Genomic DNA, 24,198 nt, shown 5'->3' with positions numbered 1-24,198 from the left:
TCTTTGATACTGACGGCAAGGTTGATGGCAAAATCAGCCTCACTGGTGGCCTGGGCTTTAAAACCACGGTGCCAACCAATCCAAGCACTTCTTTGCCGGGCGACAAGGATGGTGATGGCATCCCGGACGCGATAGAAGCGAAGGTCGGCACCAAGCTTGATGTCAAGGACAATGATGTCTTGCACCGCTCTGACCTGTTTGCCATGCAGCTTTATCGTGACGTGCTGTTCCGTGAGGCAGATACCGCAGGTGTGCAGTACTGGCAGCAGCAGATCGACAGCGGCAAGATGAGCCGGGCTCAGGTGGCGGCGTCGTTCATGGAGTCAGCTGAATTCCAGAGTGGCATAGGCGGCATCACGCGTCTGTACTTTGGGGCCTTTGACCGTTTGCCTGACCGTGAAGGTCTGGCTTACTGGATGCAGGCGCAAAAGGATGGCATGAACCTCTCCAAGATCAGTGCTTCGTTTGTGTCGAGTGCTGAGTTCCAGAAGACTTATGGGGCGCTGGACAATACGGCCTTTGTGGACCGGGTCTATCAGAACGTGCTGCACCGTAGTTCAGATGCCGCAGGCAAGGCCTATTGGCTGGGGCAACTGGGTAATGGCCTCTCCAGGGGCGATATGCTGGCGGGCTTTACCGAATCGACGGAGTTCAAGGCGAATTCGCAATCCAAAGTATCGCTGACGCTGGATTACATCGGTTTGCTGGGGCATGCGCCGGATCAGGCAACGTTTGATGCGCTGCTGGCGCAGTCGGGGACGGATGTGGTCACGCTGATCGGGCAGTTTATTAATTCGCCTGAGTATCTGGCGAGGTTTATGGCTTGATTTACTAATACGCTACTGCAGCAAAGCATGCTTTTGCTGCAGTAGCTTGCAATCTGCCATTGCCTGCCTGATTGCATCTAACAATCCCACAGCTCCTTGTGCTGTTGCCATTTGCAAGGCCTGCTCGAGTGTTTCACTGGCGAGACCGATATCACCCTCTTGCATGTGACACAAACTGCTCAAACGCAGCAAGTCTGCATGACAGTAATAGTCTTCGTATTTGTCAATTTCGCCAAGCGTCTTTATCAGCAAAGACTTTGCCTCGTCCCAGCATTGCAGTTTGATTAGCGTGCTGGCCAAAACCCAACTGGCCGTGGTTGTGCCAGCCCGGTAGGCGCTGTGCAAATTTTCTGCTGCCTCAAGTGCGGGCATGATGTCTTTGAGCTTGTTGCCATTGGCCTGGGCAGATAGATAAAACAGACTATTCATGCTTTGCCATAATGGAAATCCAAATTGTGTACCCAGTTGCACACCCTCTCCTGCGAGCTTGGCGGCTTCATCCCTTTGGCCTGCAGTCCAGCACATCGCCGTATTGAAGGTCAGCATAAAGCACAAAGCATGGCTTTTTTTGCGCTCCCTGGCCAGCAAAGTGCTTTCTATTGCCAATTCATGGGCATAGGCATCCCCCAAAAACCATAGGTTCCAGCAAAGGAAGGCGCGTATCAGTATCTCAAGATCTTCGCCCCAGTAACGCTGGCGCTCTTCCAGACTAAGTCTCTTGGCGATGGACAAGCCCTCTTGTTGATAACGCAGTGCCTCTACAAACAGGCCGCGCCAGAACAATGAGTTGCCAAGTGCAAAGCAGGCCATCAGGCGCTTGGCAGGCGTATTTGCCAGCTCCTCCAGACGTCGCGCTATACCCAGGCCATCGCTCTTGCCTTGTGAACTTCCCCCCATGTACAAACCACTCAAGGCACAGAACAAAGACTCTGTTTCTTCATGATCTGGTGCTGGTAAGTCATTCAAACTATCACAGACAGCTCGGAACTGCTGATGCCCCAACTGGGATCCATACCCCTGGCACAAGAGGGCGGCATTACCCATGGATAAACGCAGGGAAATTTGCAAATGCGCCAGCCCGGACTGTGGCTGCAAGGCGATATCCAGTGCCTTGCCAAAATCATGCAAGGCATCCATGGCGAATTCACTCGCCAGTGCTTTCTGGCCGCTGATCGTCCACATGGAGGCTGCCTGTTGCAAGTCATGTGCCTCTTCAAAATGCCGGGCAATTTCTGCACTCGCTATGCCAGGCTCATTGAGCAAATGCTCTGCAACACGCAGGTGTGCTGTCCGCCTCTGTTTTTCAGGAAAACTCTGGTACGCCGCGTCAGCAATCAAGGCATGTTGAAAGCGATAGTGTCCATGCTGTGCGCCTGCTTGTATCAGGCGATAGCTAATGGCCAGTTGCAGTGGACCAGCTACATCTTCGTCTGGCAACAAGCCACTGAGGATACGCGCATTAAAGTTGTTACCAATGACGGCTGCCATTTGCAAAATATTCTTGTATGGCCCGAGCTTATCCAACTCGCTCTGCAACAATTCCTTAACCGGTATCAGATGATGCTGTCCGTCTTCTGTACGGCTGCGGGTAAGCCTTTCAATAAACAGGGGAACACCACCACAATCATGCGCTATGCGCGTTTGCTCCTGTTCTGACAAAATATGGCGGTGGTCACAGGCAGCGACCATTTGCTCCGCAGCAGCAAAAGCAAGCGGGCTCAGTTCAATGATAACGGGCGAGGCACCCGCATGTTCCAGCGGAGCGTCTGGTCTTGTTGTTACCAATAGCAATAGCTGTTGTTGTTCCAGGCTGCCCGCATAACGGGCCAGAAATTCGCGGGTAGCGAAATCTGACCAGTGAAAATCATCAATCAATACTAGGCAAGTCTTTTGTCTGGACAATTGGTCGAACAAAGTGCCCAGCGCTGCAAATATCTGGTTCTTGCTATCCGCCTCCACTTGCATACTCTGGTCAAACAGAGAAATAAGTGCATGGAGCATCGCTTCTTCTGGCTCATAAGCCGGTACCAGTTCCCGCAAACACGCCCTTATTCTGCGCGGATATTCATCCGCTTTCAAAGGCGATAAGGCAAACAACTCAGCCAGCGCTTGTCGCAAGGCTGCCAAGGATTGATGCTGGTATTCAAGCGTGCAATAAATACGAATGACAAGGTTTTCTGCAGTATCGAGCTGGCGGCTCACTTCGGTAGCCAGCCTGGTCTTGCCCATGCCAGCATTGCCGCACAATATCAGCCATTGTGGTTGCGCCTGCTTTGCCAACTGCCAGTGGCGCCATACAGCCTGTAACTCTTCACCGCGCCCAACCAGAGGAAATTCCTGTTGCCCTCCGGTACTCATGAGTTGCCTTGCTAGTCTGTACTTGATTACGTCATTTGCATAGCCGTCATTTGCCAGCACTTCCATGGCATCGTTTGTCAGCTTACTACTGATTTGCTCTGCGACCATACGGTCAAACACAATTTCACCCACCGCAGCAGACCAGCACATCTCTTGCACTTTTCTTGGCAAGGCTCCAAGAAAGCGCATTTCATCAACAGTACACTGGACATTGCCAGCGCAAATTCCAATGCGCAGATGCTGCCGCGCTCCATCTGCAAGCATGATTTCTTGCGCAGCGTAAATACTCCTGAGGGCAGCTTGCTCGGGTTCAGTGTGCATACCAAAACTCGCATGAAAACCCTGACCAAATACTTGCTTGCAAGTCCCGCCCCACAGGCTGATTTTATCTTGCGCTGCGCAAAGTATTTGCTCCATACGCAAAACCGCGTCTGCCTCATCAGCTCCCGGATGCGGCGAAAGATCAAATTCCACATAGGCAATCGTGAGCCAGCGGATTTCGGTAATAGCCCGTATGATGGTCGAAACCTGTTTTCCTCCTGTAACTTTCTGGTCAACGACAGTTGACATGGGATCCTGTTGCAATAATCTCCTGGTCGATGCAGACGCGCGCGTACCAAAGGCAGCAAGTAAATTCTGCTCCAGCGTAGTCAACACAAAATTGGCACGCTTGAAATCACCACAGGACAACAACAGGCGTATCAGCTTTGCAGCAGTATTTTCGTTCAAGCTGTCCTGCTCCCATAGCTGATTGGCTATTGCAACAGCAGAGGCGATACGTCCAGTCTTTTCTTGCTCCCGACAAAGTCTTGCAGCCAGGTCACGCCAGCGTTCCCGCAATTGCTTGCGCACCTGGTGTATCCAGGCTTGCAGCTCAGTACCAACATTGAGTTCCATCCGTTCAAGGAAATCATGATTGAGTTGGCTTAGCCGTGGTTCAAAGCTATCTGCCAGCCACGAGCAAAATAGATTTCCCGGGTCATCTGCCTGCCATTCATTAAGCAAGCTAGCAATATCCACATGTACTCGCGAATCTGAAAAATAAGCAATACTGTCGCGCCTGCTTTGTATGACCTCCGTCCCCATGGGCGTATTGATGACTTTGCTGAGGTTGTTGAGTACCTGGCGCAGGTTCGTCAGCGCGGAGGCAGCGGGCAAGTCAGGCCACAGCAGTTCTGCCAAATGCTCCCTGGCTATCCAGCGACCACTCGCTGTTGCCAGATAGGCCAACAGATAAATGGCTTTTCGATATTTAAGCTTGCCAGCGATGTCCTGACCGTCCAGCTTTAACTGAAAACTACCTAGCAAGGAAATATCAAGCTGAGAGACAGATGGATCTGGCGATGCTGAGGTGTGCATATTCTTTGAAAGTAGATACTTTTTGCTGGCTAACCTGATTGCAGACTGCAAGGGCATGAACAATAAAAACACACATACTTGTAGCCGGATAGCAATATTATAACCGGGTCACCTATTCCGCTCCTTGAATCAGCGCAAGCAAAAGCATAACTTGCATTATTACAAATAAAAAACCTTCCCTGAAAATCAAGGGAAGGTTTCATAAGTGACAAAAAATAAAAGAATCAGCCGCTATTACGCAAACCAGCAGCAATACCGTTAATGGACAAATGTATACCACGGCGCACGCGCTCGTCTTCGTCTCCCTTACGGTAGCGTTCCAACAATTCCACCTGTACGTGATTCAAGGGTGACAGATAAGGGAAACGGTTACGTATCGAACGCGCAAGCAAAGGATTTGCTGCCAGCAATTCATCCTGACCAGAGATAGCCTTCAGTATGTCTATCGTTGTCTCATGCTCAACCTGTATGCGCGGGAAGATGCGGTTACGCAAGGATTCATCCTTGACCAGTTGCGCATAGCGGCTGGCAATACCTATGTCGCTCTTGGCCAGCACCATCTCCATATTCGACAACACTGTGCTGAAGAAAGACCATTCCTTAAACATCGCCTGCAAGATTTGCAAACCGTTATCAGGATGCGCCTTCAGGTAGGCTTGTACCGCAGAGCCAAAACCAAACCAGCCCGGCAACATCAAGCGACATTGCGACCAGCTGAATACCCAGGGTATGGCGCGCAAGTCTTCTATCGCTGTCGATTTTTTGCGCGATGCGGGGCGGCTGCCTATGTTCAAACCAGCTATCTCGGAAATCACTGTCGATTCCCAGAAATATTTTTCAAAGCCCTCAGTCTCATAGACCAGATTGCGGTAGGCTTTGAAGGCATGGTCAGACAATTCTTCCATCGCTGACAGGAATTCAGGTTTGGGTGCCGTTTCGGTATATGCCAGCAAACTGGCTTCCATCGTGGCCGCGGCCAGAACTTCAAGATTGCGCCGCCCTACTTCAGGATTGCCGTATTTGGCGGTGATGACCTCACCCTGCTCCGTCAGACGAATCTGCCCCTGAACGGCACCAGCAGGTTGCGCCAATATCGCCTGATAGCTGGGGCCGCCGCCACGGCCAACCGAACCACCACGTCCATGGAACAGGCGCAGGCGCACCTGGTGTTTGCTGAATATAGCGATCAGGTCAAGCTCAGCCTTGTACAGCTCCCAGCCAGAAGTCAAAAAACCGCCATCCTTGTTACTGTCAGAGTAACCAAGCATGACTTCCTGCGCATTACTGCGACTTGCCAACAGACGTGCATAAGCCGGTATCCCAAACAGCCTGTCCATGACAGGCGCGCTGTTTTGCAAATCGCCTATGGTTTCAAACAATGGGATGATATTCACATCAACACGGCCCTCAGCCGGATGGAGCAGGCCAGACTCTTTCAGCAGCAAGGCCAGCTCCAGCATGTCGGACACGCCATCAGTCTTGGAGATGATGCAGTTAGGCACTGCACCCTTGCCATAGCGCTTTTGCGCGGTGCAGGCGGCGCGGTAAATCGCCAGTTCAGACTGTGTCTCTTCTGAATACGTCAGGTAAGGCGAAGCCAGTGGGCGGGCTGAGCTGATCTCTTTGATCAAGACTTCTATACGCTGGTCTTCATTCAAATCAAGGTACTTCAATTCAGGACTGGCCGCTTGCAATAGCTCATGGACCACACGTTCATGCACGTCTGAATTTTGACGCAAATCCACAGGTGCCAGATAAAAGCCAAATACCTTGACTGCACGGCGCAAGTGGCGCAAACGGCCACGCGTGATTGCAGCAGAACCGTTGGCATACAAAGAGTGGTGAACAATATCCAGATCAGCAGCCAGCTCTTCTGCAGTCGCATAAGGTTCGGCGATACCACTCGGGTGTATTACTGGTTCCAGATCCAGCAATTGCTTGTAGGTCGCAGACAGGCGCGCATACACACCGCTGATGGCAAGGCGATAAGGCTCATCAGAACGGTGCGGCGAATGATCAGGCGAACGCTGCGCCAGGGCCAGCAAGTCGTCGGAAACTTTCACCAGCAAATTCGCCATCGACAATTGCGAACCCAGAGTATGCAATTCATCAAGATAAAATTTAAAGGCGCGCGTGGCCTGCATGGCCAGGGTTTTTTCCAGTACCGTCGCGGTGACGAAAGGATTACCATCACGGTCACCACCTATCCAGCTGCCCATTTTCATGAAGCTGGGCAGTTCATGCTGGGCAAGCGCGGCATCTTTGCTTGCTAATAAATCTTCCAGACCCGCATACAGATGCGGCAATTCGCGCAGGAAAGTGTAGTCGTAAAAACTCAGACCATTTTCGACTTCATCGAGCACTGATAATTTGGAAGTACGCAGCATGCGTGTCTGCCATAGAGTCAGCACGGCACGTCCCAGGGCTTCATCATTCGCGGCTGATTCTTCTGGCGTCAACTGCATGCGGTCACGCTCATCCAGCAAGCGGGTAATCACCATCTGGCAATTCAGGATACTCTTGCGCTGCACTTCTGTAGGATGTGCAGTCAAGACTGGGAACACTTGCGCAGTCTCAAAAAAATCCAGTAGCTGCTGGCTGCTGTGACCCGTGTTATACAGCGCTTCTATGGTATGCGCCAAACTACCCTGGCGCGGAGCAGAACCTGCGATCAAATGCGCACGCGTACGGCGGATGTGATGCTGGTCTTCTGCCAAATTCACCAGATGTGAAAAATAACTGAAGGCGCGTATGACTTGCGTGGTCTGGTCATTGGTCAGTGTATCCAGTGTGGTTTCCAACTCGGCGCGCGCAGCTTCATCGGCGTCACGGCGAAAGCGTATGGAATTTTGGCGCACCTGTTCGATAAGGTCGAATACTTCATCACCATGCTGGTTTCTTACCGTATCGCCTAATATGCGGCCCAGCCTGCGTATGTCTTCACGCAGGCTCTGGTCTTTGTCGTCGCTGATATCGTTCATTTTTAGTTGCGGATGTAGGTGGGCATTCATGCTGACAAATTCTACGGTAAGGATAAAAACAGATCGATGAAAATTCTTGTGTACCTGAAGTGGCAATATATTTGCAGAGGCCACTGCGCGGCTCTACAGAGTAAGCAGCTGCCTTGACAGCATGCTTACATCTTCATATAAATTTAATATATCAAATGCATTGAGGCTCGCCTACAACACCACGGCATCAGAAACGAAACACTAGGCGGCCTTTTTCAATTTATGACTACGACCAACTGCCATCAGCAAACCCTTGGTTGAACTATCGTAATCTTCCTTGACTGCACTTGGATCAAGGCTGATCAATTGCTGCGCCAGGGATTTACCCAGCTCCACCCCCCATTGATCGAAGGCGTTGATATCCCAGATCACGGATTGCACAAACACCTTGTGTTCATACAGTGCAATCAAAGCGCCCAAAGACCGTGGCGTCAAAGAATCCAGTAACACAGTTGAAGTTGGGCGATTGCCTTCAAATACGCGTGGTGCCAATACCTTGTCAGGAAGGTCTCCAAGTTCGGCACGCACTTCCTGTATGCTCTTGCCCCAGGCCATGGCCTTGGATTGCGCAAAGCAATTTGCCAGCAGTGCCTGGTTGTGGCCGGGCAAACCGGCGTCATCATCGGCGACGACGATAAAGTCGGTAGGGATAATCGTTGCCCCCTGATGCAATAACTGGAAGTAGGCATGCTGGCCGTTGGTGCCCGCTTCACCAAACAAGATAGGTGAAGTGGTGTAATCGACGCGCTGACCTTCACGGGTGACAGACTTGCCATTGCTTTCCATTTCCAGTTGCTGCAAGTAAGCTGGCAAGCGTGTCATGCGCTGGTGGTAAGGCGCAATCGACAATGCTTGCAAGCCAAGGAAATTGATATTCCATACACCGATCAAAGCCATCAATACCGGCAGGTTTTGCTCCAGCGGTGCCTGGGCGAAATGCAAATCCATTTCATGCGCGCCAGCCAGCATTTCTTCAAAACGGTCTGCGCCTACATATAGCGCAATCGACAGACCAATGGCACTCCACATCGAATAGCGGCCACCAGCCCAGTTCCAGAACGGGAAGACATTTTCAGGCGCAATACCAAAATCAGCAGCGGCTTTTACATTGGTGCTCAGTGCCACGAAATGCTGGCGTATCTGATCAACCGGGCAGCCGTGCGACAACATCCATTCGCGCGCAGTGCGGGCATTGGTCAACGTCTCCATGGTCGAGAAGGTCTTGGATGCGACTACGAACAAGGTGGTTTCAGGATCAGCATTGGCCAGCGCATCAGCCACATGACGGCCATCGACATTGGAGACGAAATGCAGGGACAGGTTTTTTTGCGACCACGGTGCCAAAGCGATGCAAGCCATTTGCGGGCCAAGGTCAGAGCCACCGATACCGATATTAACGATAGTGCGTATGGCTTTGCCGGTGTATCCCTGCCAACGCCCTTCCCTGACAGCGTCGCTGAATGTACGCATTTGCGCCAGCACCTGATGCACATCGGCAGCAATGTTTTCACCATTTAGATCAAAGGACTCGCCTTTGGGCAAGCGCAGTACGGTGTGCAAGACAGCGCGGTTTTCCGTCTGGTTGATCGCCTCACCACGTAACATCGCATCGCGACGTGACTCCACATCTTGCTGCCTGGCCAGCGCCAACAAATTCAGCTTTGCTGTCGTATCTATGCGCTGCTTGGAGTAATCAAGCATGATGCCGCAGGCAGAAGCTGAAAAATGCGCAAAGCGCTGAGGATCAGCACGAAACAAATCTTTCAGGTTGGGCATGTTGGTGGCACGTTGCTGCAACAAACCCCAGATAGGAGTACGCGATACGGAAGTGACCATAATCTTGCTTATTTGCGAAAAGTGATGTGTGAAAGTGCTAAAAAATATTATTCCAACCTGTATTTACTTCTTGCCTGCTGCGGCAGCCGCTGCCGCCAGCGCACCAATCTCTGCCCAGTCGCCCGCATTGATAAGAGAAGCAGGACACATCCACGAACCACCTACACACAGGATATTTGATTGTTGCAATAGCGCAGGCGTCGCCTCCACCGTAACACCACCGGTCAGGCAGAATTTCACATCAGGGAAAGGGCCGCCCAGGGCCTTCGCCATCTTGGTCGCACCGACGATATCGGAAGGGAAAAGTTTGACGACATTGAAGCCATGTTCCAGCGCCAGCATCAGGTCACTCGCACCGCCAACTCCAGGAAAATATGGCAGGCCAGAATCAGCAGCGGTTTTTGCCAGCAAAGGCGTGATGCCAGGGCTGATACCAAAGGCTGCGCCTGTCTCTCTGACTGCATCCAGTTGCGCTTGCGTCAGGATGGTACCTGCACCCACCGTCACTGTCGGGCAGGCCTTGACGACTTCGCGCAAGACTGTCATGGCATTTGGCGTACGCAAGGTGATTTCAACTGCTGGCAAACCATTTTCTGCCAGCGTAGTCACACAACGTATCGCCTGATCGACATCATCAGTAACCAGGATAGGCAATACACGGATTTGTTCCAGTTGGGCGATGATGTTTCGCTTGCTCATACTGATATTCAGGCTCATGATGGTTTCGCTTTTTGAAAATTAATCTATAAAAAGAGTGGATGCGCCATGCTCAGGCGCTGTCACGACACGACGCTGTGCGGCAAACAAGTCGCGGCCATAACCGAAAGTGACTTCCTTGCTGAGTTCACGCACGGCGCGTTGTGACCAGACATCAGCATCCACCAAGGCACGCAATTCACCCGTGTGGACATTGAGTTCAACAACATCGCCGTCACGCACTTTACCGAGCGGGCCGCCTTGTGCCACTTCCGGGCTGACATGCAGGGCAGCAGGTACTTTGCCGGATGCGCCCGACATACGGCCATCCGTCACCAGCGCAACCTTGTAACCAGCCGACATCAGACTGCCTAGCACAGGAGTGAACTGATGCAGCTCAGGCATGCCATTCGCTTGCGGGCCCTGGAAGATGACGACAGCGACGAAATCCAAATTCAGCTCGCCTGCTTTATACGCTTTGACGAGTGCATCCTGCGATTCAAATACTTTGGCAGGTGCCTTGATGATCCAGGCATCTTCAGGTACGGCAGATGCCTTGACGATGGCACGACCCAGATTGCCATGCAATAAACGCAGGCCGCCAGTAGGTGCGAATGGATCAGTCACATTGCGTACCACTGTTGTGTCGGTCGATTCTGCAGGCAGCGCTTCCCATTTGACTTTGCCATCTTCAGTCAATACCGGGCGGCTGGTGTGTGAATTCAAACCATCATTGCCATACACTGTCATGACATCTGCATGCATGAGGCCAGCAGACAAGAGTTCGCGTATCACAAACACCGGGCCACCTGCATCTTCAAAGGCATTCACGTCAGCAGTGCCGTTAGGATAAACGCGTGTCAGCAAAGGAACAACGGATGACAATTCATCAAAATCTTGCCAGTCAATGATGATGCCGGCAGCGCGGGCCACGGCTATCCAGTGGATAGTATGATTAGTGGAACCACCCGTCGCCAGCAAGGCGATGACGGCATTGACGATGGTTTTTTCATTGACCAGTTGGCCTATGGGTTTGTAGTTGCCGCTTTGCTCGGTCAATTGCAGGACGCGCTCTACCGCGGCGTCTGTCAGCACGCTGCGCAATGGATCACCAGGATGGACGAAGGCAGCACCTGGCAAATGCAGGCCCATCGCTTCCAGCAACATCTGGTTGCTGTTGGCTGTGCCATAGAAAGTGCAGGTGCCTGCGCTATGGTAGGCAGCACTTTCTGCGGCGAGTAATTCTTCCTTGGTCGCTTTGCCTTGGGCATAGCGTTCACGCACTGCGGCTTTTTCTTTATTTGACAAGCCAGAACCCATGGGGCCGGCTGGTATGAAGATAGTAGGCAGATGACCAAAGGCCAGCGCACCTATCAGCAGGCCAGGCACGATCTTGTCGCAAATGCCGAGACAGAGCGTCGCATCAAAAGCATCATGAGTCAGCGCCACAGCAGTCGCCTGGGCAATCACATCACGTGAGAACAGCGAGAGCTCCATACCAGGGCGACCCTGTGTCACGCCATCACACATGGCAGGCACGGCACCAGCTACTTGGGCAGTACCGCCAAAGCGCAGGGCCGTCTGGCGTATCTGTGCAGGGTAATGTTCATAGGGCTGATGTGCCGACAACATATCATTGTAGGCAGTGACGATGCCGATATTGGGTTTTTGCGCTTGGTTGAGCCAGATCTTGGTGCCGCTGTCCATGGCCGCATTGGCATGCGCCTGATTAGCGCAAGACAGGCTGGCACGACGCGGTCCACGGCCACGCATTTGCTCCAACTGGGAAAGATAAGTACTGCGCAAGGTTTTGCTGCGCTCGGTAATGCGTTGTGTGACCTTGTCGATAACAGGATGCAACGCAGTGGATGGGGATGTCGTCATATAACACCTGTGACCCGTTCGGGCGAAAAATAAAAAAGCTGTAGTAATACTGAATCAATGCCAACAAAGATAGCATAAATCGCTTCATTTCTGTAACAAACTTTCAGTATTTTGATATTTAGCTTCTTTTTTTAGCAAAAACTTCAAATTTATCGTAATTAAACTACATTTTTGAATATTTTCTGGCATAATCAAGATAAATCACTATCATCAATGTAGTACATCTTTTGCAATGCATGGCAAAGTAATGCAAAGCAAAAACAGCAATACCTTGCAATGCTTTGCAACACATAGAACATACGGCAACATATACCTATAGTCTGTGTTGCACCCAACATAACAACCGACACAACACGGAGTCAGCATGACCACATTTGTCTTATTTGGCGGCACTGGCGATCTTGCCAAGCGCAAGATCATCCCTGCTTTGTATAGCGCATTTGTGAATGGCAGGCTGGATCAGGATTTCAAATTTATCGGTGCTGCACGGGAAAAACTGACGGATGAAGAATTCCGTGTGCGTGTTGCTACCGCCATAGAATCTTATGCGTCAGATGTAGATGGTGCGACTGAAGAAAAACGCGCAGCCTTTTTGGCGACCACACATTATTCAAAAATTGATGCGCGCATACCGGAAGATTTTGCTGCACTCAAAGACAGCCTGCAAACCAGCGAAACCAATGCCACCCTGTTTTACCTGGCGACTGGCCCGGACATTTTTATCCCTGTGGTCGAACAATTGTCCAAGCATGGTCTGGTCGAAGGCAATGCCCGCGTAGTAGTAGAAAAACCGCTGGGGCGTGATGCCCAGTCTGCCAAAGAGATTAACCAGTCCCTGCGTTCTTACCTGAACGAAAACCAGATTTACCGTATTGATCATTACCTTGGTAAAGAGATGGTGCAAAATCTGCTGGCGCTGCGTTTTGCCAATTCCTTCCTTGAGCCTTTGTGGAATCGCAAATGGATACAGGATGTGCAAATCTCGATCTCTGAACAAGTAGGTGTGGAGTCACGCGGTGATTTCTACGACCACACTGGTGCACTGCGCGACATGGTGCAAAACCATTTGCTGCAACTGGTCTCCATCGTCGCCATGGAACCACCGGTAAATGCCAACCCTGACGCGATACGTGATGAAAAAGTCAAAGTCTTGCGCGCCCTGCATAAGTTCACACCGGATGAAGTCAGCAAAAAAACCGTACGCGGCCAATACCGTGCCGGCGCCGTCGATGGCAAACCGGTTATCGCTTACCAGAATGAGCCCGGTGTACCACCGTCTTCACGCACAGAAACCTTTGTCGCTATTCGTGCCGAAATCGATAACTGGCGCTGGGCTGGTGTGCCTTTCTACCTGCGCACAGGCAAGCGCATGGCCAGCCGCAGTGCAGAGATCACGATCAATTTCAAACCTATCCCGTATTCGATCTTTGGTAAGTCGCAAGGGCCTTTGCGCTCTAACCGCCTTGTGATTTCTTTGCAGCCAGAAGAAAGCGTGCAACTGTATATGAAGGCCAAAGAACCGGGCGAAGGCATACGTCTATCTGACGTTGCCCTGAATCTGGATTTTGCTGAAGTGTCAAATTCACGCCGCGTTGAATCCTACGAACGCCTCTTGCTTGACGCCATGCATGGCGACCTGACCCTGTTCGTGCGTGATGATGAATTGAGTGCGGCATGGGCCTGGATAGACCCTATCATGAGCGCCTGGCAAAACGATAGTGAAGGCCTCAAGTCATATATCGCCGGTAGCTGGGGCCCCTCCGCTGCCAGTTATTTGCTGGCACAGCATGGGGCAGCCTGGGGTGAAGAATTCGTTGAAAGCTAAGCGATAAAATGACCATGAAATACCATACTTTTGAAAACTTCACGGCACTGACCGAAGCCCTGAGCCAGCAATGGCTGGATGTGATCCAGACCACGCCTGACGGCAGCAGCTTTGCGCTCGCTGGCGGTTCTACACCTGCGCCTGTATATCAGCGTCTGGATCAGTTGCTGTCGAATATAGATGCGCACAATCCCATCAAGCTGGTGGCTACCGATGAACGCTGGGTGCCAGACCAGGACACGCAAAGCAATGAGGGCCTGTTCCGTCGTTGCCTGTCTGGTTCTGCTGCTGACAAGCGCTGGCAACTGGTGTCTTTGAAAAATGCCTCCAGTACACCGGAAGTGGCGACAGAAGCCATTAGCGTGCGTTTGAATGAGCAATTGCCGCAAGCCTTCAGCGCAGTCTTGCTGGGCATGGGTGCGGATGGGCATATTGCCTCCCTCTTCCCTGGCGCGCCTACCCAGCATGATGACCTGGCCTGCCTCGCGGCTGTACATCCGCAAACCCGCCAAAGCCGCATGTCGCTTTCTTTACCACGCCTGCTCAATACCAAACGCATCTGGCTGGTGATTACCGGTGCGGAAAAACGCCAGGTACTGGAACAGGCGATAGAAAATAATCTGCCAGTTGCGTCCTTGTTGCGTGAAGCAGGCTGTACCATAGATGTTTTCTGGTGTCCGTAAAACACATGTATATGGCCAATCCGTTTTCTGACAATAAACCCAACACGCCTCCTGAAAAAGGCTTGCTGGCACGCATACGCACTGCCAGCACGGCCTTGAGCCGTGCTGAGCGCCAGGTGGCAGATTTCCTGCTGCAAAAGCCGCATGATGCTTTGGAAATGTCGATACGGGTATTGGCCCAGGCTTGTGATGTCAGTGAGCCCACGGTGGCCCGCTTTGCCCAGAGCCTGGGATTTGACGGCTTCAAGACTTTCAAGCTGGCCTTTGCCAAGAGCCTGGCAACCGGCATCCCCTTCCTGCATCTGGATGTCAATCAGGCTGATCATGTACGCGATGTCTTGCCCAAGGTCTTTGACCGCACCATCGCCGCATTGATGGAAGCCCGCAATAATGCCAATACCGCGACCTTTGAAGCTGCAGTCAGCCTGCTGGCGCGGGCCCGCCGCATAGAATGCTATGGACTCGGTTATTCCGGCGCGCTGGCGATTGATGCGCAGTTGAAGTTTTTCCGCTTTGGCATACCGACTACCGTATTTTGCGACGCCCACTTGCAGGCGCAATCCGCCACCTTGTTGAACAGCGATTGCGTCGTCGTGGCATTTTCACGCACAGGCCGCACGCGCGACCTGATCGACAGTGTGCAACTGGCGAAACAGGCTGGTGCCAAGATACTGGTATTGTGCGCCAGTGGCGGCCCGCTGGCAGAACTGGCTGATGTGCATATCGGCGTCGATGTGGAAGAAGATCCGGACATCTACACCCCCATGACTTCACGCCTCGCGCATCTGACTTATATCGATGCACTGGCAGTAGCTGTCACCCTGCTGCGTGGCCCTGCCGCCATCGACATGCTGGAAAGAGCCAAGGCCAGTATCAGTGAAAAACGGCTGGTGCCCAAGATTAGCTAAAGATAAGCCGAAGTAAAAAAATCAAATCGGCTGAATTGCGGCGACTATTCTCGCGCGTCGCTTTCTCATCCAGATAATCACGCCAGTAACGCTCAGCATGGCAACCACCAGGCCCAGCAATGAAATCATGATACGCCCGGTCAAGCCAAGTATGCGGCCTGAATGCAATGGGAATTGCGCCTGCAGGAAAATGTCACCAGCAGATCCGGTACCTGGAATTTTACCTCCCAGCGCACTACCATCCTTGCCATCAAAATATAGCCAGGCATTGCCAAGACCCACGTCGCCATGATCATTGCCAGGTTCAAAAAATCCCACGCCATACACGCCAAATGCGGGTGAATAGAATATGCCGCCAGCAGGCAAAGTCCAGCCGCGTTTTTGCGCTTCCTGCATCGCCAGGTCAGTGACCAGTTCACGGCTGACGACGGGTATCAGCGGCTTGTCCGGCGCTTGTGGCACGCGACTGGCAAAGACGTCAGCACTTAAAGGAGAAAACAAGGAAACCACAGGGCGCACCACCTGCGCATTCAGGTTCATCGATACCGAGGTAATCGCCAGCAGCAACATGAACAGCCACAGCCAGACTCCACTGGAGCGGTGCAAATCAAAATTGAGTTTATGCCCACCCTGGCGCCAGCGAAAAGCAAATGATTTGCGCCAGCTACGCAAGTTAGGGAAAGACAGCCATAGCGCGATAAAACAATCGAGCGCCCATACTATACCTATGATGCCCATGAACAAAACGCCCAGTTCTATACCCGATACCTCGGGTATATGCATGGTGTAATGCAGCTTGTATAAAAACGGCAGCAGGTTTTCGCGGCTAAGGGATATCTCACCCCATTGCCGTTTGCCCTGCACATCGCCAGTGACAGGATCGACTGCAATCTGGTTAAAGCCCAGGGGATAAGCCTTACCCGTGGCGGGATCAATCCTGCCCTCTACCGACATTTGGCTGGTGTGCCCTGGCTCGGCCTCATTCAATACATAGGTCACCCAGATGCGCGGATCGCGCGCCTCTACCCTGTTCGCCAACTCCAGCCCGGACATGGGTTTATCGGGCTTGCCAGACCTGCCTTGCGAATGACTATGTGCCTGAAACAAATGCGGATTAAGCAAGGCATCCAGCTCATGATCCCAGGAGATGAAAGCCCCCGTCAGACCAGAGATGAACAGGAACACGGCTACCGCCAGCCCAAACCAGCGGTGCAGCAAAACAAAGACAGGACGCATCAACATAAACTTCCTGGCTTATCAATATTTCCAGTTGACCGCAACGCTGCCGTTTCTTGGCGCAGCGTAATAGCCCTGACTCCAGTACAGGCTGGTCAGATATTTTTGATCACTGACGTTGTTCAGGTTTGCCGATATGCTGAGGTTTTGATTAACGTCATAACGCGCCATCAGATTCATCGTTGCATAACTGCCCTGGCGTATGATGTTGCCTGAACCCTCATCACGGAATATATCTGATTGCCAGTTCAGGCTGCCGCCAACTTTCGCCTGTGGCATGAAAGGTAGTTGATAAGTACTGGACAAACGGAACAATTTGCGTGGCACATAGGTTTTGACATCAAGATCATTACTGCCCTTGAGGCTCAACTGCGTATAGCCTGCGCTGAGGTTCCAGCCTTTTGTCAGTTCACCACTGGCATCCAGTTCAACGCCTTGCGATTGCGCATCGATGCCACGGTAATAGCTCTTGGTACCAACGTAGCCAGCCTGCTCAGCCGCATTGTTTTGCTGTATTTTGAAAACAGCCACAGACAGGTTGAGTTTGCGCTCAAACAATTCGAGCTTAATACCCAACTCATCACCCTTGCCTTTGACCGGGTCCAGGGTTTTACCAGATACATCAACTTCGCTTTGTGGATTGAAGATTTCTGTATGGCTGGCATACACAGAAGCATACGGCGTCAGATCATAGATTACACCCAGATATGGCGTAGTCTTGCTGGCATTTTTCTGACTGCTGACACCGTAAGCAAAACCTGTGCTTTCTGCCTTGGTATGGTTGGCGCCAAGGATCAGTTTGAATTGATCAGCCAGGTTGAAACGGGATGCAATAAATGCCGTCTTGCGGGTATCTTCATAAGCACTGCCATCGGTATAGGCATTGAATGCGGGTTGTGGATAATTGCCAGTCCAGTTGCTGATATCAGGCAATGCAGTGCCTATTCCCACACCGTAATGGGAAATATCATCCATCTTCGATTTCGACCAGTTGATACCAAAACTGAGGTCGTGCTTACGTCCTGCCAAGGCGAACTTGCCACTGGCAGACAAGTCAAACAGGGTTTGAGTATTCACATCGTTATACAAGGACGGGTAGCTATATAAACCCAGGCCAGTTGAGCGGTCTGGCGTGCCATAGACATAAAACAATTTGGAGTCGGCCGTAGATCTGTTGCGGCTCAATGTCGTCCTGATTTGCCAGTCGTTGTTGAGCTGATGGCTCAATTCGACAAAGCTGCGATCATCCTGGGTCAGCCAGCGAGACCAGTCTGCAGCGGTGCTGGTGGATGTCCTGTAATTGGTCGGGCTGCCGTCGGTGTAATACAGAGGCAAGGCACCCCACATGCCCCCCTTGGCATCACTCTTTTGATGCGAATGGCCCACACTCAATACGGTAGCATCACCGAGATTGGCTTCAATCACACCATAAACAACGGTTTTTTCAGGTGAATAGCGGTCGAGATAAGAATCACCAGCCTGTTTTGCCACGACAATACGGCCAGCAACCGTGCCGGCGCTGTTCAGTGCACCGGACACATCAGCATCCAGCCTGCGTGTGTTCCATGAGCCCAGCGTCAATCCCGCAGAAGCCTGGAATTGATAGACCGGACGCTTGCGCATGAAGTTGACGGTGGCAGACGGGTTGCCGGTAGAAGACATCAACCCGTTTGCACCACGCACGATATCTACCCTGTCGTAAATCGCCGTATCAATATCACCTGCGACGTTGCCGCCAGTGAATGGAATGCCTACGCCATCGTACTGGAAATTCACGATATCAAAACCACGTGCCATGTAGTAAGTGCGGTCAGTCTCGACTTTTTCTACTGACACGCCTGTTGTATTAGCCAGCACATCATTGGCACTGACCTGCTTGAAGTCATCCATTTTTGCACGGGTAACGACCGAGATGGATTGGGGCGTTTCCCGCAGGGACAAATCAAGCCTGGTTGCGGAATTACTTTTTCTTGCGGTATACGCGCCTGTTTTCTCTGTACTGGGCTCATTGCCAGAAACACCTGTTACCACCACTTCAGGCAGTTCTCCCTTGGCACCTTTGGCTGATGCGGTGTCATCTGCAAAAGCTGGGGCTGCCAGCATCATCGAAAGCGCCAATGCAATCGGACTCAAGGGAGTCAGTGAACTGACAGTATGCAAACTTTTTTGTAGTGACGCGGGATAGTTGTGGGACAAAGCGCAAAAACTGGACGAACGGGATGAGCGAGAATTCATAAATAAGCCTGGAAATTAACCGCCTATGCAGAGAAAATCTCTCCGATAGCTTTAGAAGAAAGAGCTGCGGAAGTAAGAACTGTGGCCTATTTTACTTATTTATAAATGCAATTGCAAATCATTCTCATTTATATTTAACGATTTAAATCAATTTGAAACACATATGCGACAGCTATAAAATAACTTTTTGAAATAACTTTTTGAAATGCCCGTTTGAAATGTTTGCCCGCCAATTGTTTCGTACCCGGATTGCGCTCGCCCAGGTTTGAATTCTCGCTAGCGAAAAACTTGTCAGTCACAGGCGCCCACTGCGCTGCAAGCTTGGTAGGTCTTTTGTTTCTTTTGCGATGTGCATTTGCCTGATTTGGCATCACAATGAATGGTGTAGGTAGTTTCCAGCACATCCACCCAGCTACCTAGTTCGCATTGCTTCGCATCTTCTTCCTTACCTTGAAAATCTGTTTCACTGCGCGTCAATAATTGTATGGTGCCGGTCTTGACGGGCTTTACTTCAAAGCCTTGCACCTGGCCCTGGAATTTTTCATTGAGATAGGTTTTACCCTTTTGTTTCAGGTCAAAAATCGCATAACCGTCACCAGCGCTCTCACCCATGCAGCTCTGCCGGCCCCCTATGGCAATGCGCATACTGGTGTCAGGCATGGCCTGGCTTTTTGTCGGGATATCTGTCAGTAAGGCCATATCGCTCTTGTTGAAGAAAACCGATCGAAACTGATCTGTGCCGCCATCCACATCATCGCTATGCGCAGTCAGCACTTCACGCAATTGCAACAGCACATGCTCACCCAGGTCTTCGAATTCAATCTGTACGACACCTGCTGGCAATGGCGGTAAATCTTCACCCACTTTTGCCACGCCGTGCGACTTCAGTTGCAGAGTATTGAAATCATCTATCCATTTGCGCAAAACTGCCTCGTCATAGGATTTCATTGTCGCCTTCAGCATGGCAATGAAACCGTCTGCAGTATCTGCCGTGACGGGTTTTATTGTCTGGCTATTTAATGATGCGCTGGCAATGCTGGATGCAGCCGCACTTTCTGATACGGACGAGTCTGGTTTACTGTCAGCTTGCTGCTTGCCGCAGGCGGAAATTGCTGCGCAAATCAACACGGTGCAACCGAGTCTGGCGATTCTTGATACGCAAAAATCAAGCATATTATTTAATTGGTCAGGAAACAAAGGAAGCGATTCTAAATGCAACACTGCTAAAACCGCACAAAAATGTGTTGCTCGCGTTGTTGCAAATGTACGCTGATGATAAAAATTTAAGTCAGTCTCCCGTATTTCAGGCAAGCTATGACAAATATTCTTCATAGGAGCCAGATTTATGAATTCCATCTCTCTTGCCCAGATTATAGACAGCGTCAAGGACTTGCCGACTTTGCCTGCCATCGTGATGGAATTGCTGAATAACATCGATAATGAAGAATTGAATATGCACGAGCTGGCACAAAAGGTCAGCCATGACATGGCACTCACAGCCAAGACCTTGCGTTATGCAAATTCGCCCTATTACTCCACCATGGTCAAGGTGACAACGGTGCAGCAGGCGATTTCATTGCTGGGTTTGAGTACCGTGCGGCAGATCGTGATCACTGCGGCACTGACAGGCTGCTTCCCTGAAAATAATTGCCGTGGCTTCAGTCACAAGGATTTCTGGCGGCATTCAAATGCCGTTGCCATTGCGGCCCGCATACTGGCCCGCAGACTCAAGCTCAATGCAGATGTTGCTTTCACTGCGGGCTTATTGCATGACATAGGCGCGTTGGTATTAGCGACCTGTTATACCGGGGCTTATGAGAATGTGCTGGCACAACGCCAGGAATTGCAGACCACGCAATATGAAACTGAAAAACAGTTATTGGGCATTGATCACGCCCTGGTCGGTGAAACCCTGGCAGTGCAGTGGAATTTTTCAGAAGTCATGATCAAGGCTATCTCTGGTCACCATCATCCGGAAAAACCCGGCTTGGGTTTCCTGGCAACCATAGTCCATGTTGCAGATGGCATAGCCCACGCGTTGGGCGTGACCACCACACCCGACCTGGCACCGCCAGAAATCACCGGGCAATCATGGGAAAGCCTGGGCCTGGACCAGACCTTGCTCGATGAAGTTTTGGCCGAAGCCGCGATAGAATTTGAGAAGCTGCAGGAAGAAGTCGAAGTGTAAGACTGTAAGACCATAAGACCATCCTGCCGCTTGCAAACGCCTACAAATCAGGCTGTATCAAGTGCCCCAGCTTGGTCGCCTTGGTACTCAGGTAACGCTCATTATAGGGATTGCGCTTGACGATCAGGGGGACGTGTTCCTGCACCCTGACATTCATGCCTTCCATCGCTGAAATCTTGCGTGGATTATTCGTCATCAGGCGTACAGATTCTATGCCCAGATGTTTGAGCATGGGGTCACATAGGCTATAGTCGCGCAAGTCGGCTGCAAAGCCGAGCTTTTGGTTGGCTTCTACCGTGTCAGCGCCATCGTCTTGCAGATGATAGGCACGTACCTTGTTGAGCAGGCCTATGCCACGCCCTTCCTGACGCAGATACAGCAAAGCGCCGCGCCCTTCCTGGGCGATTTTTTGCAAGGCCAGTTCCAGTTGCGGGCCACAGTCACAGCGCTTGCTGAATAAGGCGTCACCGGTCAGGCACTCTGAATGTATGCGCGCAAGCACCGGCTGTCCATCGGCCACATCGCCAAGAGTCAGGGCAATATGCTCTTTGCCCGTTGCCGTTTCTACAAAGGCATGCATGCGGAAAGTTGCCCAGGTCGTGGGCAGGTTACAGGAATCAACATATTCCAAAGCCTGTTTGCTTGAGTTGACAGGCTGGTCATTGCTAGACATACAGTTCTCGCGGATTCTTATTCTGGATAAAACTTAAGATCATGGCCAAATGACAATAACAATTGTCGGCCCAGACTAGAGTATAAACGAGGTGCGCATTTCCTACCTGTTGCGGTGAACGATCGTTTTATTTCATGTCATCTATGGGCAAGAGCGTGAAAAGCAAGTAAAGCCCTGGAACTTTGCAAAGTATATAAATAATGCTGGAGATAGTGCCGGAAATAGTTCTTGCGCAGACTTATTGAAACATCATAAAAAAGAGTGTGTGAACCAGGTCAACACACTCCGCTTTAATCTACTTTAATCTGTTTTAATAGCAGTGGCAAAAATAGCAATCTGAAATTGATTTAGCGTTTCAATTGCGTGATATCCCTGACCGCACCACGGTCAGCCGAAGTTGCCAAAGCAGCATAAGCCTGCAAGGCTTGCGAGACATAACGCTCACGGCCTACCGGCTGCCAGGCATCTGGCCCGCGAGCTTCCATGGCTGACCGGCGCTGTGCCAGGTCGGCGTCGCTGACTTTGAGATTGATCGTGCGGGCCGGAATATCGATCTCTATGATATCGCCCTCTTCCACCAAACCTATCGTTCCACCTTCAGCAGCTTCTGGCGAGGCATGGCCGATGACCAGGCCGGACGAACCGCCGGAGAAACGGCCATCAGTGAACAAAGCGCAGGCTTTGCCAAGTCCCTTGGATTTAATATAAGAAGTTGGATACAGCATTTCCTGCATACCGGGGCCGCCTTTGGGGCCTTCATAACGGATGATGACGACATCGCCTTCATGCACGGTATCACCGAGGATGGCCTCGACCGCCGAGTCCTGGCTTTCAAACACACGGGCCTTGCCGGTGAACTTCAAGATACTTTCATCAACACCTGCGGTTTTGACGATACAGCCTTTCTCTGCCAGATTACCGTACAAAACAGCCAGGCCACCATCTTGCGAATAGGCATGCGCCTTATTGCGTATGCAGCCAGCTTCACGGTCAGTATCGAGACTGTCAAAACGCTTGTCTTGTGAAAAGGCTGTCTGGGTAGGCACGCCACCCGGTGCAGCGCTGAACAGTTTGCGTACCGCTGCATTATCAGTCACGGCGATATCATTCTGCGCAATCGCATCTGCCATGGTCGGGCTATGTACGGTCGGGCGTGTGGTATCGAGCAAACCAGCGCGTGCCAGCTCACCGAGGATAGAGATAATGCCGCCAGCGCGATGCACGTCTTCAATATGATATTTATCGGTCATTGGCGCGACCTTGCACAGGCAAGGTACTTTGCGCGAGATGCGGTCGATATCTGCCATCTTGAAATCCACACCCGCTTCATGCGCAGCAGCCAGCAAATGCAAAACAGTATTGGTAGAACCACCCATGGACACGTCGAGTGCCATGGCGTTTTCAAAGGTCGCCTTGTTGGCGATGGAACGCGGCAGGATGGAATAATCATCTTGCTCATAATGGCGCTTGGCCAGCTCAACCACCAGACGACCTGCGCGCAGGAACAGTTCCTTGCGGTCTGCATGCGTCGCCAGTATCGTGCCATTGCCTGGCAGTGACAAACCCAGTGCTTCGGTCAGGCAGTTCATCGAGTTTGCTGTGAACATACCAGAACAGGAACCACAGGTAGGACAGGCAGAACGTTCTATACGTCCTATCTCTTCATCCGAAACATTGCTGTCACCAGCCTTGATCATGGCATCGACCAGGTCAATCTTCATGATTCTTTGCTCGCCCGTCTGCTTGGGATGCAAAGTCTCCAGCACCTTGCCCGCTTCCATCGGGCCGCCAGAGACAAACACGACAGGAATATTCAAACGCATGGCAGCCATCAGCATGCCGGGCGTGATCTTGTCGCAGTTGGAGATACATACCATGGCATCAGCGCAGTGGGCATTGACCATGTATTCGACAGAGTCGGCAATCAGTTCGCGTGAAGGCAGCGAATACAGCATGCCGCCATGGCCCATGGCAATGCCATCATCCACGGCTATCGTATTGAATTCTTTTGCTACACCACCAGCAGCCTCTATCTCACGCGCCACCATCTGGCCCAGGTCTTTCAGATGCACGTGACCAGGCACGAACTGAGTGAATGAATTGACGACGGCGACGATAGGCTTATCGAAATCACCATCTTTCATGCCAGTCGCACGCCACAAGGCGCGGGCACCGGCCATATTGCGGCCATGGGTGGTGGTACGGGAACGGTATGCGGGCATGTCTTACTCCAGGCTGGCGATAAAATGAAAATGTTATATCAGCATGCGCTTCGTATAATCATATGTCAAATATGGAATTTATTGGAGATTAGGTCGAATTAAGTATTAATTAAATTCAAGACCTAAAGACTCACCACAGAGACACAGAGTAAACACCGAGAAAATCAAATTTTAAAAAGACGCTCAGGTTTTCTCTTGCCTTTCTCTGCGTCTCGGTGCCTTTGTGTTGAGAGGCCTTTACTCAAAACACGACAGGC

The 24,198-nt window shown here is 51.4% G+C and carries 16 protein-coding genes; 6 read left to right on the top strand and 10 right to left on the bottom strand.

All coding sequences use genetic code 11. The features are described from left to right. On the top strand, positions 1–827 hold an 827-nt coding region (locus ACO0LN_RS04195), incomplete at its 5' end, for a DUF4214 domain-containing protein (RefSeq protein ID WP_422971260.1). A gap of 12 nt (positions 828–839) precedes the next feature. Here the strand turns inward: ACO0LN_RS04195 and ACO0LN_RS04190 are convergent. From ACO0LN_RS04190 to edd, 5 genes are all read right to left on the bottom strand, one after another. Next, positions 840–4,544: an AAA family ATPase gene (locus ACO0LN_RS04190; RefSeq protein ID WP_422971258.1), complete on the bottom strand. Its 3,705-nt coding sequence runs from the start codon at positions 4,542–4,544 to the stop codon at positions 840–842. Positions 4,545–4,768: 224 nt separating this feature from the next. Then, positions 4,769–7,525 (bottom strand): phosphoenolpyruvate carboxylase, encoded by a 2,757-nt coding sequence (gene ppc / locus ACO0LN_RS04185; protein WP_422971256.1) that lies wholly within the window; start codon positions 7,523–7,525, stop codon positions 4,769–4,771. 231 nt (positions 7,526–7,756) lie between these two features. Then, entirely contained in the window at positions 7,757–9,391 is a 1,635-nt protein-coding gene (pgi, locus tag ACO0LN_RS04180) for a glucose-6-phosphate isomerase (RefSeq protein WP_422971254.1), read from the bottom strand. Between the two features lie 63 nt (positions 9,392–9,454). Further along, positions 9,455–10,108, bottom strand: a complete 654-nt coding sequence (eda, locus tag ACO0LN_RS04175; RefSeq protein WP_422971252.1) for a bifunctional 4-hydroxy-2-oxoglutarate aldolase/2-dehydro-3-deoxy-phosphogluconate aldolase — start codon at positions 10,106–10,108, stop codon at positions 9,455–9,457. 21 nt (positions 10,109–10,129) lie between these two features. Continuing rightward, positions 10,130–11,971 (bottom strand): phosphogluconate dehydratase, encoded by a 1,842-nt coding sequence (gene edd, locus ACO0LN_RS04170; protein WP_422971250.1) that lies wholly within the window; start codon positions 11,969–11,971, stop codon positions 10,130–10,132. A gap of 364 nt (positions 11,972–12,335) precedes the next feature. Between edd and zwf the strand changes: the two genes are divergently transcribed. Genes zwf through ACO0LN_RS04155 form a run of 3 tightly spaced genes read left to right on the top strand, consistent with a single transcriptional unit; the run spans position 12,336 to position 15,387 of the window. Next, the gene (zwf, locus tag ACO0LN_RS04165; RefSeq protein WP_422971248.1) at positions 12,336–13,796 is read left to right on the top strand and encodes a glucose-6-phosphate dehydrogenase; all 1,461 of its coding nucleotides are present in this window, start codon (positions 12,336–12,338) and stop codon (positions 13,794–13,796) included. Positions 13,797–13,810: 14 nt separating this feature from the next. Continuing rightward, on the top strand, positions 13,811–14,479 hold the full coding sequence (gene pgl / locus ACO0LN_RS04160; RefSeq protein WP_422971246.1) for a 6-phosphogluconolactonase: 669 nt from the start codon (positions 13,811–13,813) through the stop codon (positions 14,477–14,479). Positions 14,480–14,484: 5 nt separating this feature from the next. Further along, positions 14,485–15,387, top strand: a complete 903-nt coding sequence (locus tag ACO0LN_RS04155) for a MurR/RpiR family transcriptional regulator (protein ID WP_422971244.1) — start codon at positions 14,485–14,487, stop codon at positions 15,385–15,387. 21 nt (positions 15,388–15,408) lie between these two features. Here the strand turns inward: ACO0LN_RS04155 and ACO0LN_RS04150 are convergent, their stop codons facing one another. The 3 genes from ACO0LN_RS04150 to ACO0LN_RS04140 all read right to left on the bottom strand — a co-directional run bounded on the left by ACO0LN_RS04150 (position 15,409) and on the right by ACO0LN_RS04140 (position 19,806). After that, positions 15,409–16,623 carry a PepSY-associated TM helix domain-containing protein gene (locus tag ACO0LN_RS04150; RefSeq protein WP_422971272.1) on the bottom strand — a complete coding sequence of 405 codons (1,215 nt, stop codon included), beginning with the start codon at positions 16,621–16,623 and terminating at the stop codon, positions 15,409–15,411. Positions 16,624–16,644: 21 nt separating this feature from the next. Continuing rightward, entirely contained in the window at positions 16,645–18,858 is a 2,214-nt protein-coding gene (locus ACO0LN_RS04145; RefSeq protein WP_422971242.1) for a TonB-dependent siderophore receptor, read from the bottom strand. A 291-nt stretch (positions 18,859–19,149) separates the two neighbouring features. Further along, positions 19,150–19,806 carry a hypothetical protein gene (locus tag ACO0LN_RS04140; RefSeq protein ID WP_422971241.1) on the bottom strand — a complete coding sequence of 219 codons (657 nt, stop codon included), beginning with the start codon at positions 19,804–19,806 and terminating at the stop codon, positions 19,150–19,152. Between the two features lie 19 nt (positions 19,807–19,825). Here ACO0LN_RS04140 and ACO0LN_RS04135 point away from each other — a divergent pair, with 19 nt between their 5' ends. Together ACO0LN_RS04135 and ACO0LN_RS04130 are read left to right on the top strand one after the other, a co-directional pair. Then, on the top strand, positions 19,826–20,131 hold the full coding sequence (locus tag ACO0LN_RS04135; RefSeq protein WP_422971239.1) for a hypothetical protein: 306 nt from the start codon (positions 19,826–19,828) through the stop codon (positions 20,129–20,131). Between the two features lie 72 nt (positions 20,132–20,203). Further along, positions 20,204–21,046 (top strand): HDOD domain-containing protein, encoded by an 843-nt coding sequence (locus ACO0LN_RS04130; RefSeq protein ID WP_422971237.1) that lies wholly within the window; start codon positions 20,204–20,206, stop codon positions 21,044–21,046. A 40-nt stretch (positions 21,047–21,086) separates the two neighbouring features. Here ACO0LN_RS04130 and ribA read toward each other — a convergent pair whose 3' ends face one another. Together ribA and ilvD are read right to left on the bottom strand one after the other, a co-directional pair. Continuing rightward, positions 21,087–21,719 (bottom strand): GTP cyclohydrolase II, encoded by a 633-nt coding sequence (ribA, locus tag ACO0LN_RS04125; protein WP_422950599.1) that lies wholly within the window; start codon positions 21,717–21,719, stop codon positions 21,087–21,089. A 347-nt stretch (positions 21,720–22,066) separates the two neighbouring features. Continuing rightward, positions 22,067–23,941 carry a dihydroxy-acid dehydratase gene (gene ilvD / locus ACO0LN_RS04120; protein WP_422971235.1) on the bottom strand — a complete coding sequence of 625 codons (1,875 nt, stop codon included), beginning with the start codon at positions 23,939–23,941 and terminating at the stop codon, positions 22,067–22,069. Positions 23,942–24,198: the final 257 nt, after the last annotated feature.

Origin of the sequence: Undibacterium sp. TC9W, assembly GCF_049339865.1 — a bacterium.
Classification (GTDB): domain Bacteria; phylum Pseudomonadota; class Gammaproteobacteria; order Burkholderiales; family Burkholderiaceae_D; genus Undibacterium.
Note: the sequence above shows the minus strand (reverse complement) of the source record. Positions and strands in the feature narration are given on the sequence as shown.

What these genes read in the sequence shown, in the direction of transcription:
- ACO0LN_RS04140 (WP_422971241.1), bottom strand. Translation starts at nt 19,806, where the DNA reads ATGAAATCCTATGACGAGGCAGTTTTGCGCAAATGGATAGATGATTTC.
- ACO0LN_RS04150 (WP_422971272.1), bottom strand. Translation starts at nt 16,623, where the DNA reads ATGCGTCCTGTCTTTGTTTTGCTGCACCGCTGGTTTGGGCTGGCGGTA.
- ACO0LN_RS04145 (WP_422971242.1), bottom strand. Translation starts at nt 18,858, where the DNA reads ATGAATTCTCGCTCATCCCGTTCGTCCAGTTTTTGCGCTTTGTCCCAC.
- ACO0LN_RS04130 (WP_422971237.1), top strand. Translation starts at nt 20,204, where the DNA reads ATGAATTCCATCTCTCTTGCCCAGATTATAGACAGCGTCAAGGACTTG.
- ACO0LN_RS04155 (WP_422971244.1), top strand. Translation starts at nt 14,485, where the DNA reads ATGTATATGGCCAATCCGTTTTCTGACAATAAACCCAACACGCCTCCT.
- ACO0LN_RS04135 (WP_422971239.1), top strand. Translation starts at nt 19,826, where the DNA reads ATGAAACCGTCTGCAGTATCTGCCGTGACGGGTTTTATTGTCTGGCTA.
- edd (WP_422971250.1), bottom strand. Translation starts at nt 11,971, where the DNA reads ATGACGACATCCCCATCCACTGCGTTGCATCCTGTTATCGACAAGGTC.
- pgi (WP_422971254.1), bottom strand. Translation starts at nt 9,391, where the DNA reads ATGGTCACTTCCGTATCGCGTACTCCTATCTGGGGTTTGTTGCAGCAA.
- ppc (WP_422971256.1), bottom strand. Translation starts at nt 7,525, where the DNA reads ATGAACGATATCAGCGACGACAAAGACCAGAGCCTGCGTGAAGACATA.
- zwf (WP_422971248.1), top strand. Translation starts at nt 12,336, where the DNA reads ATGACCACATTTGTCTTATTTGGCGGCACTGGCGATCTTGCCAAGCGC.
- eda (WP_422971252.1), bottom strand. Translation starts at nt 10,108, where the DNA reads ATGAGCCTGAATATCAGTATGAGCAAGCGAAACATCATCGCCCAACTG.
- pgl (WP_422971246.1), top strand. Translation starts at nt 13,811, where the DNA reads ATGAAATACCATACTTTTGAAAACTTCACGGCACTGACCGAAGCCCTG.
- ribA (WP_422950599.1), bottom strand. Translation starts at nt 21,719, where the DNA reads ATGTCTAGCAATGACCAGCCTGTCAACTCAAGCAAACAGGCTTTGGAA.
- ACO0LN_RS04190 (WP_422971258.1), bottom strand. Translation starts at nt 4,544, where the DNA reads ATGCACACCTCAGCATCGCCAGATCCATCTGTCTCTCAGCTTGATATT.
- ilvD (WP_422971235.1), bottom strand. Translation starts at nt 23,941, where the DNA reads ATGCCCGCATACCGTTCCCGTACCACCACCCATGGCCGCAATATGGCC.